Below are 13,912 nucleotides of genomic sequence, written 5' to 3'. Positions count from 1 at the left end.
CGGCAAAACTCTGCCTCAAACCATCACCTCTGACCAAAAACAAAACAGGACGGACAGACTGGATTATTTTTTTATTCTTTTTTTTCAAAAACTTAAAAGAAAATATCGCTTTCTGGCACGTTATTGGCTTTGGCCCTGTCAAGTAAACAGCCTTTTTTGCCGGCACCTCTAAACCTTCGGCATGAAAAGTTGTCCGGCAAATTAAACCGAGGAGAAAAGAGATGCCTCAGATCATTAACACGAATATTGCATCACTCAATGCCCAGCGGAATCTGAACGCCACCCAGAGCGACGCCAACGTCGCCTTGCAGCGCCTTTCTTCGGGGCTTCGAATCAACTCAGCCAAAGATGATGCGGCCGGCCTGGCTATCTCCGAGCGTTTCGAGTCCCAGATCACCGGCTTGAACATGGCACAAAGAAATGCCAACGATGGAATTTCTCTGGCCCAGACCACCGAAGGCGCACTGGACGAAATCACGACCAACCTTCAACGCATCCGCGAATTGGCCGTTCAATCTGCAAACGCCTCCAATAGTCCATCCGACCGAGAGGCACTGAACGCCGAAGTTCAGCAACGGATTGAAGAAATCAACCGGATTGCTGGCCAGACCTCGTTCAACGGATTGAAAATTCTTGATGGCAGCCTGCTCACACAAACCTTCCAGGTAGGGGCAAACGCTGGCGACACAATCAGCGTCTCTGGTTTTGATACCCGCGGCTCACAGATTGGTTCAACCATCAATCAAACCACCGACCTACTCGCGGAAACCGATGGCACAGACACATTACAAACCATCTTTGACGAAGGCCGGACCGTTGACATCACCTTTGATATCACCGGCGTTGACGGCACCGTCACTCCTGTAACCGTAACTGACGCCAGTTCATTGCAAGACGTCCTTGGACAAATCAATGCCCAAACACCAACAACTGGCGTCACCGTGAACATGAACCGGACGAATGATGAGCTTATATTCTCATCACAGTATGGCGAAGGCTTCTCTGTCGACATTACCCCGGCGGGCGGGGGCACTCAGACGGTCGTAGCCACGGCAGCAGCCAATACTAATTCGGCTAACGACACAGACATATCCACACAGGATGGTGCCGACCTTGCCATGATCTCCATCGACTACGCGATCGAAGCCATTAACGGCATTCGTGCGGAACTCGGTGCCGTTCAAAACCGATTCGAATCCACAATTGCCAACCTTAGCACCACATCCGAGAACCTGTCTGCTTCAAATAGCCGGATCCGTGACGCAGATTTCGCCGCCGAATCCGCCGAACTGGCCCGCACCCAGGTACTGCAACAGGCCGGCCTCTCGGTCCTGGCCCAGGCAAACGCAAGGCCGCAGCAGGTGTTGCAGTTGCTGCAGGGTTAAGTATCGATCTGAAATAAACGAACAAAACAGCCGGGCTTTGAGTCCGGCTGTTTTGTTTTGGAGTTTTCTGTTGGCCTGCTTTGTCGGATTACGCTTTGCTACGCCGACCTACTGGGTTGGGTTGTCGGATTACGCTTTGCTACGCCGACCTACTGGGTTGGGTTGTCGGATTACGGCTTCGCCTAAGCCGACCTACTACTCCCTGGCCCGGTAGCCCCCACGTAGGTCGGATTAGCCGAAGGCGTAATCCGACAAATGCCGACGTCACCAGCAAAGCCTGAATCGGCCCGGCGGTGGGGGTACCTTTTCTGCCAGAAAAAGGTGTCTGAGCGCAGCGAGTTCTTTTTCCAAAGAAAAGGCATTCCCACTGCCGGGTCAGGCACCAAGCCATAGGTAGCTCAACGGGCTTACCAATGCTAAACTAAGTCCAACAGACTAAGCTAATGGAGCCGCCATGGAATCCGTCAACATGCACGAAGCGAAAACCCGCCTTTCGCAACTCGTTGCCCGGGCCGCCAAGGGCGAAGCATTCATCATCGCCAAAGCGGGAAAGCCGGTTGCTCGGGTAACGGCTTTCGATTCTCCCGAGGAAAGCCAGCAAAAAAGGATTGGCTTCATGGCAGGGGAATTTACAGTGCCGGACGATTTTGACCGGATGGGCCAGGACGAAATCGTTGAAATGTTCGGAGGCTGACGTGAACCTGCTTCTGGACACTCACATTCTGCTATGGACAGCGGCCGAGCCGGATAAGCTGTCTCCCGAGGCGGCAACCCTGATCACCAGTGAAAGTAACCGGCTGTATTTCAGCGCAGCCAGTCTTTGGGAAGTGGTTATCAAGAATGGACTGGGCCGACCAGATTTTCACATTGATCCGCATTTGCTGAGGCGCGGCCTTGTAGACAATGGTTATCTGGAATTGCCGATATCGTCGCAGCACACGCTTGCCGTGAGCCACCTGCCAGATATTCACAAAGACCCCTTCGATCGCATTCTGGTTGCCCAGGCCGAAACTGAAGGCTTCTTGCTGCTTACCTCAGATGAGCTGGTTGGGCGCTATCCAGGACCTGTTCGGTTGGTTTAGGCCTAATCAATTGGGGTCAGACCCCAAGACCCACTCCCCGGCCCGGTAGCCCCCACGTAGGTCGGATTAGCCGAAGGCGTAATCCGACAAATGCCGACGTCACCAGCAAAGCCTGAATCGGCCCGGCGGTGGGGATACCTTTTCTGCCAGAAAAAGGTGTCTGAGCGCAGCGAGTTCTTTTTCCAAAGAAAAGGTATCCCCACCGGCGGGCCAGCCTCCGCAGTCATCGGGCTCCGGGTTGTCGGATTACGCCTTCGGCTAATCCGACCTACATGGCCCCCCTCCGAAACTGGCATGGGTTTCGCTACTTCTCTTCTAAAGCACTGCAAAACGTCAAAAAACTGCAGACCATTGCCGCCTGATTGCCGCGGCGGGTTATATGAGGTGTCCCATGCAAGCACAGCACAACATCCACGCCACCGACGCACAAAAGGTCCATATTGCGCGGCTTCTGCTGCAGGCAAACCTGGCTTATAGCGAGTCCAACAGCCCGGCATCACTGGTTCAACGCATCAAGGCACGGCATGAGTGCCGCGGCTACCTGGACGAAGTGCTGGCGCAGGAACCAGGCAACGCGGTCGCGCTGGGCTTGCTGGGGCGTGTGGAAATGGATGATGGGGCTCTCGAGAAAGCGCACACGTTGTTCACAGACAGCCTGAGCCAGGATCCCGCGCAACCGCAACAGTTCGCCAACCTGGGCTACTGGGCAATCCGCTCCGAGCGCCCGGCCCTGGCGGAGCAGTATTTCATCCAGGCCCTGGAGATGGACCGGCAATCCGCCGCCGCTTTCTGCGGAGTCGCCCACGCCAAGCGCTTGCAGGGTCAGTTCGATGTGGCCTACCTGCACTACCGCAAACTGCTGGAAACCGGCCTGGAATGGCCCTCCATCTATAGCGGCATGCTGACATGCGCCGAACATCTGGACGTCCAGAGGGCAGACACAAAGCTCGCCCGTGACGCCATCCTCCTACTACGCCACAACGGCCTGCCCCACCAGGAAATCGGCCGTTTCGTAGCTGCAATCATCCGCCAGCAATACGACCTGGAAAACCCGAATGCCCAGGTTGCACTGGATGCCGCCAGCGAAGACGAACTGCTGATCCTGGCCCTGGAAAAAACCCTGATGCCAGACCCGACCGTGGAAGAACTGGCCACCCTGCTTCGCCGCGCCATCATTGCCGAAGTGGCACAAACCGTTGAACTGCGTGACGAACTCCAGCCCCTGGCACTCGCCCTGGCCGTGTATGCAGACCGTACCGGCTATGCCCTGACGGCAGAAGACGACGAGGAACGCCTGGTCTCTGCCATCAATGACAGCATCTGTGCGCAACTGGCCCTGGGTGAGGAACAGGACGGCATGATCGGCTCACTGATCATCAGCGCCATGTACGGCGCCATGTTCCACCAGGAATTCGCGGTGCAACTTGGCCGCTGGAACCTGGTGGACTGGCCGGTCGCCCTGCAACCAGTGATGGCGGCGAGCTACTACAACCGCGCCTCGGAAGAAGCGATCAAACAGAACTTCGACGAAAAAGCTGGCGAACTCTGCCTGGAAAAAACCGACGTGCCCCAGGCCTGGCCCAGCTGGACCAAACTCGCCTATCGTTCAGAAACCAGCCTGAAAGCCATGATGGCTACCGAACTGGGCATGAACACCGACCAACTGCCCGACACCCTGCGCATCATGGTCTGCGGCGCCCAGTCCGGCCAACGCGCCATGGAACTGGCCCACTACCTGAAAGACGTGGAAGTGATCGCGGTGGACGAATCCCTGGCCAATATCGCCAAAGCCACACGACTGGCCGACGAGATGGGCATCGGCAACATCGTCTTCTGGCCCTGGTCCATCGCCCAGCGCTTCGTGGCCGATGACCACAAGGTGCACTGGATCGAAATCGGCCGCCTGCCCTCGGCAAAAATGACCGACGTATCCCTGGCAGCTCTGGTCAGCTCCGCCACCGGCAACGGCGCCGTGGTGCACATGCACACCGCCGTTAACGAACAGACCGACGGCGACAAACAAATCCGCCGCCTCATCGCCCAACACAACCTCAAACCCACCCGCACCGCCCTGCGACAGCTCCGCCGCATGGTACTGACCAACCGGCAGGACCCAATGTGGCAGTCGCTGGTATCAGAAACCGACTTCTACGGCCTCGGCGGCTGCCGCGACCGCTGGTTCTGCGAGCAGGACACCGCCCAGTTGAAAGAGCTGATGTCGCTGGTGAGTAATGAAGTGGAATGGAAGCTGGTTAAAGCTCAGGATACCGACGGCCACAGCCTGGCCGCGAAGCCGGTACAGAAACAGATCCAGGCCGAAGCGCTGGGGAGTGAGGTGCAGAGCTTGATGGGGCAAGGGTTGAGTGTTTATTTTCAAAGGCGGCGGTGAGTTGGACTGCAGAGGACTGCCCCCCTCTCCGATACGTCGGACCGCCCCGGCCCCTCTCCCGCGAGGGGAGAGGGGAGCTTATGGGTCGGGGCATGCGGGTATCGCTGTCTAGCCCCTCTCCCCTGGCGGGAGAGGGGTTGGGGAGAGGGGGGGAAGTAAGATTCACTGCTCATACCTCTCCACCTCACCATAAATCACCCCCAACACCACATCCGTATGCTGCAATATTTCATTATTCCAAAACCTCAGAACCCTGTAGCCCTGACGACTCAACCAGGCATCCCTCTCCTCATCACTGACCGAATCATTATGCTGCCCGCCATCCGCTTCAACGATCACCTTTGAACCAAAATGCACGAAATCAACAATATAAGGCCCAAGGGGTTGTTGGCGACGGAAACGTTTGCCGTTGAGGCGGTAGGCACGTAGGTGATACCAGAGGCGTTGTTCGGCCTCCGTCATGTTTTGGCGGAGGTGTTTGGCGAATTGCTTTTGGTGCATGGTTCTTCCTTGAATTATTGGGGGGCTTCCTGCCCCACCCTCTCTCCCCCGACCCCTCCCCCTCGAGGGGGGAGGGGAGCTCATTGGTCGCTGTATGCGGGTACCTACTTTTGGCCTATCTCTCCTGGCGTGAGAGGAGCTTAATCAGTGATACCCGCGTATCCCAAACCCATAAGCTCCCCTCCCCCCTCGAGGGGGAGGGGTCGGGGGAGAGGGGGAGAATGCAAAGCGGCGGCTCTACAAGAGCCAACATCCTTAAACATAAGGAATCAAAGACTCCCCATACAAATGCAACTCCTCCAAAACATGCCGTTTCTCCGGCGTCAGTTCCGGATCGGCCGCAAGGCGCTGTAATTCCTTCGCAAAAGCCTCCAGCGAACGCCACCCCTTCTTCGGCTGCATCAACCTTTGCTGGCGAAATGCCTCCCACTTTTCCATTTCTTCGCCAATCAGCGTATTGGGGTAGTTCCTGGCCCGGTAGCGGAACAGCAACTCCTCCAGGCGGGCATCTTCAAACCGCACCTCCTGCTCCGCCAGCGTCTCCACCGGTTGCTGCAGCAGCCAGTTAAGCTTTTCCCGGTCGGTTTTGCTGATAAAGCCGCCGGCGTAGAGTTGTTCGTCCGGGTCGGTCAGGTCGCCTTCGTGGGGCTGGTCGAAGGCCTGGGCGATTCGGGCGGGCAGGTCCGGGGCTTTGCGGAGGATGGCCAGGTGTTCCCGCAGTCTGTCGCCGTCCAGTTCCAGCTCCGCCAGCCGCTCTTCGGAGAGCGACTTCAGCATGGTGGCGGGGGCCATCACCGGGCACTTGTTCAGTTGCACGCCTTTGAGGGGGAATCGGCTTGTGCCCTCTCCCAGTTCCGCCTGGGAAGTGAACACCCGCTCACGGATCTGCTCAGGGGTGGCGTGGATCAGCTCACTGGGGTCTTCCCGTAGGTCGTAGACAATCACCAGGTTTTTGTTGGTGGGGTGATCCGCCACCGGCGCCACCATGGCACAACAGCCCCGGGTGGCCGGGTACTTGGCGGAGATGTGGAACACCGGCTTCATGGTGGCGGTGTCCAGCATGGCGCGGGCGGAGTGCTTGTCCTTGTTCTGCAGCACGAAGTCGAACAGCTTGGGCTGCTTTTCCTTGATCAGCTTAGCCACGGCAATGGTGGCTTCCACGTCCGACAGGGCATCGTGGGCCGCTTCGTGGGCGATGCCGTTAGCCTTGGTGAGTTCTTCCAGCTTGAAGCTGGGGCTGCCGCCTTCCTTTTTTGGCCAGTTGATGCCTTCCGGGCGCAGGGCGTAAGTCAGCCGCACCATGTCGATGATGTCCCAGCGGGAGTTGCCGTTCTGCCATTCCCGGGCGTAAGGGTCGCGAAGGTTGCGGTACAGGGTATGGCGGGTAACTTCGTCGTCGAAGCGCAGGCTGTTGTAGCCCACGGCGCAGGTGCCGGGCTGGCTGAAGGCTTCGTTGATCCGGGCGATGAACTCCGCCTCGGGAAACCCCTCTTCCAGGGCCTTCTGCGGGGTGATCCCGGTAATCAGGCAGGCTTCCGGCGACGGCACGTAATCGTCCGCGGGCGCGCAATAGATAATCAGGGGGTCTTCAATAATGTTCAGGTCCGCGTCGGTGCGCACACCGGCAAACTGGGAAGGGCGATCGTGTATCGGATCGACACCGAAGGTTTCGTAATCGTGCCAGTAGAAAGAGCGGATCACCGAAAGGACTCCTGCATTGTGTTAATGGGGCGAATGCAAGGTAGTGTAATGGAAATGATGGGAAAAATCGGGGGTTGATTGTCGGATTACGCTTCGCTAATCCGACCTACGGGGTTGGCCATGGCGGTACGGGATTGGCCATGGCGGTACGGGGTTGGCCATGGCGGTACGGGGTTGGCCATGGCGGTAGGTCGGATTAGGCGAAGCCGTAATCCGACAACCCTCAAAACATCCCCGTACCACGATCCACGTAGTGGGTGCGCTCCCGCTGCACACCATTCTGAAGGGTCTGCATATCCAGCGTCATACTGGTGGGCAGGTTCATGAACACCCCTTCCGGCCCCTGGATCACGTTGGAGCCGTCCAGGTGCTGCCAATCCACCGATTCGCGCTGGAACGCCAGGAACAGGTCTTCTGTGAAGCCAACAGTGCCATCGCCATTATCCACGCCAATATCCATGGACAGGAGGTTGGTCAGCGGCACGCATTCACTGCAGGTTCCGTCTTCGGCCGCCAGGCCTATCTGGGTAGCGTGGTGGTTGGTGGCTTCTCCAGCATCGTTGAACAGGGTCGCATCCACCGGGGTGCCACTGGCATCGTTGATTTTCAGGCCCAGGTTGCCGCTGAAGCTGGCAATCTCGCCGGAGAGCGTGCCCCGCGCCTGGTTCAGGCCAAAGCGAAAGCCGGAAAGCTGGCCATCCCGTTCAGCCAGTTCCAGGTAAGGCTCAATACCCTCAAACGGAACCACCTCATCCACGTTGTAGGTATTGCCGTCGATCTGAACGCGGGTATCGTCCCGCACATAATGGCCGAGCGCGAAATTCGCGATATCGATGTCCGAGCCGGAGTCATCCCCGCCCATCACCACACTGTCTGCATTCAGCCGGGTTTCGGCGTCAACGCCCAGTGTTACTCGGGTAAACCGATGGTTGGTTCCATCCACATGATCTACCGACATCATTGCCTGCCCTTGCACCTGGCTCATTTCCTTCTCGGAAATAAGCTCCAGATCTGCCAGGGCAACAGGCGACATACCCAGGCAAATGGTGAGAGGGACAGCATACCAATAAGCATCCTGTCTCATAGTGTTGTGTCTCTGAATAATTTCTTATTATGACCGCCGAACCACTATATCCCAGGCGCCCGGGCCAATAGAGTGAGATAGTTCACAGGGCATAGAATTCACTGGGGCCACTGCTATACTTTGGTAAATCACTAACGGAGCCCCCATGACCGCCCGCGTTCTTATCTGCGACGACTCCTCACTGGCCCGAAAACAAATGGCCCGTGCCTTGCCGAAAAACTGGAACGCTGAAGTTACCTTCGCATTTGATGGCCGTAATGCCCTGGAAAAACTCCGCGCCGGCGCCGGCGAATTGATGTTCCTGGACCTCAACATGCCGGAAATGGATGGCTACCAGGTGTTGGACGCCATTCTGAAAGAAGATCTCCCTGTACTGACGATCGTCGTTTCCGGCGATATCCAACCGGAAGCACGAGCTCGAGTTCGTAAACTCGGCGCCATCGAATTCATTAAAAAGCCCACGGACACTGACCTGGTTTTCAAGCTGCTTCAGGACTACGGCTTTCTGCGCCCTGAAGATCTGGTTAAGGAGCGTGAACACCCTGCCACCGACGCCCCTGATGCCCCTGCGGCCGAAACCCCGGCCAACCTGAACGAGTACCTCCAGGAAATTGCCAACGTCGCCATGGGCCGATCATCGGACTTGCTGGCAAGGCTTTTGCGCGTCTTCGTGAAACAACCCATCCCCCGGGTGGAAATGATCGCCCGCACTGAACTCAGCATGGCCATCTCCGCCGCCCAGGACGACAGCAGCTATTCCGCTGTATGCCAGGGATTCACCGGGGCCGGAATCGCCGGCGAGGCGCTGTTACTGTTCGCCGATGCCAGCTTCAACGACATGGCAGAACTGCTTCACTACGAAGACCTGGACACCGAGAGCATCCAGGTAGAGGTGCTGATGGACATGTCCAGCATCCTGTTCGGCGCCTTCCTCAAAGGCATCGGCGACCAGCTGGACCTCAAGCTCGGCCTGGGGCACCCGACCGTCCTGGGCCAGCACCGACAGATCGGAGACCTCCTGGAACACCACAGCACGCGCCAGGAAAAGCTGCTGTGCATTGAAATTAGCTATGAACTGGAAAACAGGGACATCAGTTGCGACATGCTGGTACTGCTCACAGAAGACTCAGTACCCTTCCTTGAACAACGACTGCAGTACCTGGTGGATTAGTTATGTCCATGAACGAGAAACAAGCAAGCACCTTCCACTGGCTGGTGGACATGCTGGAATCGGTGGAAGTGGGCCTGGTAGTACTGGACCTGGAATTCCGCGTACAAGCCTGGAACGGCTTTATGGAACACCACAGCGGCATCACCGCCAGCAAGATCCGGGAAAAAGTCCTGTTCGACGTGTTCCCGGACATCCCCAAGGCCTGGCTGACCCGCAAGGTAGACTCCGTGGCCATGCTCAACACCCGGGCCTTCACGTCCTGGGAGCAACGCCCCTACCTCTTCCAGTTTCGCAACACCCGGCCGATCACCGGCACCGAAGACTACATGTTCCAGAACCTGACCATCAGCCCCCTCTCCGGGCCCGACGGCCAGGTCGAGAAAATCTGCCTGATGGTCTACGACGTCACCGACATCGCCACCAGCAAACAGGCACTGGAAAAAGCCAACGAACAACTGGCCAAACTCAGTATGACCGACCGCCTCACCGGCCTGCTCAACCGCGGCACCTGGGAAAACCTCATCGACGCCGAATACGAGCGCTACCGCCGTTATGGCCACAGCACCTGCCTGGTGATGTTTGACATAGACCACTTCAAGCCGGTCAACGACACCTACGGCCATCTCGCCGGTGACGAAGTGATCAAATACACCGCCAGAGTCATGAGAGACAACCTGCGCCAGTCCGACAGCCCCGGCCGCTACGGCGGTGAGGAGTTCGGCATCATCCTGCCGGAAACCGACATAGAGGGCGCCACGATCATATGCGAGCGCATTCGCGAAGCCATCCAGAACAGCACCGTACAAACCACCGCCGCACCGATCCAGTACACCGTCAGCATTGGCATAGCGCCGCTAACCGATGGGCCGGAGAATCATATGCAGTGGTTACAGCAAGCGGATGAAGCGTTGTATGCAGCGAAGGAAGGGGGAAGGAACCGGGTGATGGTGTTTGGGGACAAAAGTAGGTCGGATTAGCCAAAGGCGTAATCCGACACACCCTAAAAACTACTCAATCAATCCTGCTGCCAACTCTGCACAGTTTCCTTCCCATGCTTCTGGCGCCACTCGTTCAGAACCTTATGGTTACCACCACGGGTCTTGACCACTTCCCCGGTGTGCGGGTTCTTGTAGGTCTTCATCGGGCGCTTGGGACGGCTACCAGTTGCTGTATCAGCCTTGGCACCGGAAATGGATGGATCAATCGCGCCCAGGATCTGAAGAACGTCTTTGGGCGACTTGTCATACTTCTTCATCAGTTCGCGAACCTTGTTTTCAAACTCAAGTTCGCTCTTCAGCGCCTGGTCCTGTTCCAGTTTCGCCAGTTCTTCAGAGAGCTTTTCCATAAGCTGCTTTTTCTGGTAGTAATCGTTAATCTTTGCCATGGATACAAACCCTTATTTAAATAACTTCTATTGATTTGCCGATATTCGCAGCCTGCCATTAGATTGGATTGCTAAATACAGCGCTTACGAATGAGGTAAAGCCAGAATATGACCAAAATTCACGGTAAATAATAAGCTATAAATCACATCAAGGCAAAATAATTCATTTACAAAACAGTAACCCATAAAAAAACCAGCCCGAAGGCTGGTTCTTATTTAAATAGCAATCAGGGTCACAGGCGCAAATCGGCCTCACCCAATGGCAATACACCCTTGAGATCAAACAACACGCCATTGTCCTTCAGGTATTCCCGCAATTCGCCGGAAGAACGCGCTGCATATTCCCGGTGCGGCACGGCTAGCAATACCGCGTCGTAGTATGCTTTCTCCGGATTCGGGTGCAGGGAAATACCATATTCATGCTCGGCCTCTTCATTGTTTGCCCAGCAATCCGTTACATCCACCTTGCAACCAAACTCCGACAACTCTTTAACCACATCAATTACGCGGGTATTGCGCAAATCAGGACAATTTTCTTTAAAAGTAAAACCCATAATCAGAACGCGGGCATTTGCCACCGTATGCCCGGCCTTGATCATAGCCTTCACCAGTTCAGACGCCGCATACGGCCCCATATTGTCATTCACACGGCGGCCCGCCAGGATGATTTCCGGATGATAGCCAATGGCCTGGGCCTTATGGGTCAGGTAATACGGATCCACACCAATACAATGCCCACCAACCAGGCCCGGCTTGAAAGGCAGGAAGTTCCATTTGGTGGAAGCAGCGGCGATCACTTCATGGGTATCGATCTTGAGCTTCGAGAAAATCATCGATAACTCATTCATCAGCGCAATGTTCAAATCCCGCTGTGTGTTCTCAATCACTTTCGCCGCCTCAGCCACCTTGATGGAACTCGCCTTATGGGTACCCGCTGTAATAATGCCGGCATAAAGTTCGTCCACTTCCGTGGCGATTTCCGGCGTCGAGCCAGAGGTAACCTTTTTAATCGTCGTCACACGGTGTTCTTTATCACCGGGATTAATCCGCTCCGGGCTGTAACCGACATGGAAGTCCTGGTTGAAAACAAGGCCGGATACTTTTTCAAGGATAGGAACACAAACCTCTTCCGTGGCACCGGGGTAAACCGTGGACTCATAAATAACAATATCACCACGCTTGAGAACCTTCCCCACACTCTCGCTGGCCTTAACCAGCGGCGTTAAATCCGGAGCCTTGAACTCATCAATCGGCGTGGGCACTGTCACTATATAAATCTGGCAATCGCGAATGGCTTCCAGAGTGTCCGCAAATGACAGCCCCTTTGATGTCGCCAACTCCTCCCTGGAAACCTCACGGGTAAAGTCCACGCCGTCCTTTAATTCAGCGATCCGCTTTGCATTGATATCAAAGCCAACAACATCGCGCTTTTCCCCAAAAGCTGCTGCTAACGGCAGCCCGACATATCCAAGGCCGACAACGGCGATTTTCTTCATGATTCCAACAATCCTTTAATAACAAATAACAGGTTCAGGCCAAACCAGGGATCATTATCCCCGTTAACCCAACGGAATGAAATTGGCTTTTCAGTGATTCTTTGGCTTGCGCATCCCCATGCACAATCCGGATTTCTGCAGGTGGCAGTTCAATACCGCTCACAAACCGAACCAGATCCGACTGCCCGGCATGGGCGGAATAGCCCCCCACCTGGTGTACCCGGGCGCGGATATCGCAACGCTCGCCATCGAACTCTACCCAGCCACCCCGTGGACCATAAGTCAGGATATCCCGCCCCGGGGTGCCCTTGGCCTGGTAGCCTACAAACAGCACATCGTTGCGCTTATCCGCCAGCATGGCCTTCAGATAGTTCACCACCCTGCCCCCGGCACACATACCGGAGCCAGCCAACACCACACAGGGCCGGTGTGAGTTTGCCAGGTACTCGACGGCATTGAGGTGGTCCTCGTGGCTATCGATAACGGTGAGCTGTTCAAAAGACAGAGGGTGTCGGCCCAGGCTCGCCAGTTCGGTGGCCTCATCATCCCAAAAGGGCTTGAGGTCCCGGTAGATTCGGGTGAAGGTGGCCGCCAAGGGCGAGTCCACAACGATTTCGAGATTCTTCCAGGTAAGCAGGGATGTCGGATTACGGCTTTGCCTAATCCAACCTACGGGGTGTGTGGCCTCATCGTAGGTCGGATTAGCATCGCCCCGCGATGCGTAATCCGACACCCAGTCATCCGGCCCATCACCAACCCCCGAATCCCCGAACTCAGCAATCAGGCTCTCAATCTCATACAACAACTCCTGCGTCCGCCCAATACTGAACGCCGGCACCAACACCGTTCCCCCATCTTCGAGGGCATGCTCCAACACCGCCTTAAGGCGATACCGCCGGTCTTCCCGGCTCTCATGGTCCTTGTCGCCATAAGTGCTTTCAATCACCACCCGGTCCGCACGCTCCGGCGGCTTTGGCTCAGGCAACAACGGCGCATGAGGTGCACCAAGGTCACCACTGAACACAATCCGCTCGAACTCGCCATCGCTCTCCGCTTCACACTCCACATAAGCCGAGCCCAGAATGTGCCCTGCCCGCTGCAACCGCACGGAAAGCGACTCGCCCTCGCCGTCAAACACCGAGTGCCACTGCCCATAAGGCACCGGAACAAGCCGCGACCGAATCAGTCCAAGCACCCGCTCAATCAAGGCCCGGTCCCGGGTAAACCCTATCTTCAGGGCATCCTCAAGAATTTCCGGCAGCATAATGGCCGAAGGCTCCGAACAGATAATCGGCCCTTCAAAACCGGCAGCCAGAAGATAGGGAATGCGACCGACATGGTCGATGTGCACATGGGTGACCACCAGCGCACGGATGTGGCTAATGGGAAAATCAACGGAGAGATTCGACGCACTCGCGCCGTTACTGGCCTCCTCGCCCTGGAAAAGGCCGCAGTCAATCAGAATGCCGGAACTGCCAACAACCAGCTCGTGGCAGGAACCGGTTACGCCTGCCACCGCTCCATGGTGTTTTATGTCAATCATCAGAAACGTCCTTGTTAATTTAACGACTGCTCTCTAATAGTTTGTCGGATTACGGCCCAAAGGGCCTAATCCCGACCTACGGGAGATACCCTCAAAACCTGTAGGTCGGATTAGCGAAGCGTAATCCGACAAATCCCAAAATCACCTGCAAAGCCGGAATCGGACCGGGGGTGGGG

At 56.4% G+C, this 13,912-nt stretch carries 12 protein-coding genes; 6 read left to right on the top strand and 6 right to left on the bottom strand.

All coding sequences use genetic code 11. The features are described 5' to 3' along the window. Positions 1–221 precede the first annotated feature (221 nt). The 4 genes from NLU14_RS01905 (at position 222) to NLU14_RS01890 (ending at position 4,856) form a co-directional block, all read left to right on the top strand. On the top strand, positions 222–1,385 hold the full coding sequence (locus NLU14_RS01905; RefSeq protein ID WP_275704464.1) for a flagellin: 1,164 nt from the start codon (positions 222–224) through the stop codon (positions 1,383–1,385). Between the two features lie 454 nt (positions 1,386–1,839). Then, positions 1,840–2,079 (top strand): type II toxin-antitoxin system Phd/YefM family antitoxin, encoded by a 240-nt coding sequence (locus NLU14_RS01900; RefSeq protein ID WP_275704463.1) that lies wholly within the window; start codon positions 1,840–1,842, stop codon positions 2,077–2,079. 1 nt (position 2,080) lies between these two features. Continuing rightward, complete coding sequence (locus NLU14_RS01895; RefSeq protein WP_275704462.1) at positions 2,081–2,467, top strand: type II toxin-antitoxin system VapC family toxin; 387 nt, start codon at positions 2,081–2,083, stop codon at positions 2,465–2,467. A 391-nt stretch (positions 2,468–2,858) separates the two neighbouring features. Continuing rightward, positions 2,859–4,856: a tetratricopeptide repeat protein gene (locus NLU14_RS01890; protein ID WP_275704461.1), complete on the top strand. Its 1,998-nt coding sequence runs from the start codon at positions 2,859–2,861 to the stop codon at positions 4,854–4,856. A gap of 162 nt (positions 4,857–5,018) precedes the next feature. Here the strand turns inward: NLU14_RS01890 and NLU14_RS01885 are convergent, their stop codons facing one another. The 3 genes from NLU14_RS01885 to NLU14_RS01875 all read right to left on the bottom strand — a co-directional run bounded on the left by NLU14_RS01885 (position 5,019) and on the right by NLU14_RS01875 (position 8,142). Further along, entirely contained in the window at positions 5,019–5,357 is a 339-nt protein-coding gene (locus NLU14_RS01885; protein ID WP_275704460.1) for an endonuclease domain-containing protein, read from the bottom strand. Between the two features lie 255 nt (positions 5,358–5,612). After that, entirely contained in the window at positions 5,613–7,058 is a 1,446-nt protein-coding gene (gene sbcB, locus NLU14_RS01880) for an exodeoxyribonuclease I (RefSeq protein ID WP_275704458.1), read from the bottom strand. 223 nt (positions 7,059–7,281) lie between these two features. Continuing rightward, positions 7,282–8,142 carry a hypothetical protein gene (locus NLU14_RS01875; protein WP_275704457.1) on the bottom strand — a complete coding sequence of 287 codons (861 nt, stop codon included), beginning with the start codon at positions 8,140–8,142 and terminating at the stop codon, positions 7,282–7,284. 145 nt (positions 8,143–8,287) lie between these two features. Here NLU14_RS01875 and NLU14_RS01870 point away from each other — a divergent pair, with 145 nt between their 5' ends. Together NLU14_RS01870 and NLU14_RS01865 are read left to right on the top strand one after the other, a co-directional pair. Then, a complete protein-coding gene (locus tag NLU14_RS01870) occupies positions 8,288–9,313 on the top strand; it encodes a response regulator (protein WP_275704456.1) in 1,026 nt (341 codons plus the stop codon). Positions 9,314–9,315: 2 nt separating this feature from the next. Further along, on the top strand, positions 9,316–10,290 hold the full coding sequence (locus tag NLU14_RS01865) for a sensor domain-containing diguanylate cyclase (RefSeq protein WP_275704455.1): 975 nt from the start codon (positions 9,316–9,318) through the stop codon (positions 10,288–10,290). Between the two features lie 38 nt (positions 10,291–10,328). Here NLU14_RS01865 and NLU14_RS01860 read toward each other — a convergent pair whose 3' ends face one another. The 3 genes from NLU14_RS01860 to NLU14_RS01850 all read right to left on the bottom strand — a co-directional run bounded on the left by NLU14_RS01860 (position 10,329) and on the right by NLU14_RS01850 (position 13,736). After that, positions 10,329–10,697 (bottom strand): histone-like nucleoid-structuring protein, MvaT/MvaU family, encoded by a 369-nt coding sequence (locus NLU14_RS01860; RefSeq protein WP_275704454.1) that lies wholly within the window; start codon positions 10,695–10,697, stop codon positions 10,329–10,331. Between the two features lie 233 nt (positions 10,698–10,930). Next, on the bottom strand, positions 10,931–12,193 hold the full coding sequence (tviB, locus tag NLU14_RS01855) for a Vi polysaccharide biosynthesis UDP-N-acetylglucosamine C-6 dehydrogenase TviB (protein ID WP_275704453.1): 1,263 nt from the start codon (positions 12,191–12,193) through the stop codon (positions 10,931–10,933). A 34-nt stretch (positions 12,194–12,227) separates the two neighbouring features. Next, on the bottom strand, positions 12,228–13,736 hold the full coding sequence (locus NLU14_RS01850; RefSeq protein ID WP_275704451.1) for an MBL fold metallo-hydrolase: 1,509 nt from the start codon (positions 13,734–13,736) through the stop codon (positions 12,228–12,230). Between the last annotated feature and the right edge of the window lie 176 nt (positions 13,737–13,912).

The sequence above is a fragment of the Marinobacter iranensis genome (assembly GCF_029207565.1).
GTDB lineage: Bacteria > Pseudomonadota > Gammaproteobacteria > Pseudomonadales > Oleiphilaceae > Marinobacter > Marinobacter iranensis.
The sequence above is the reverse complement of the archived record's forward strand: the minus strand, read 5'-3'. Positions and strand labels throughout refer to the sequence as shown.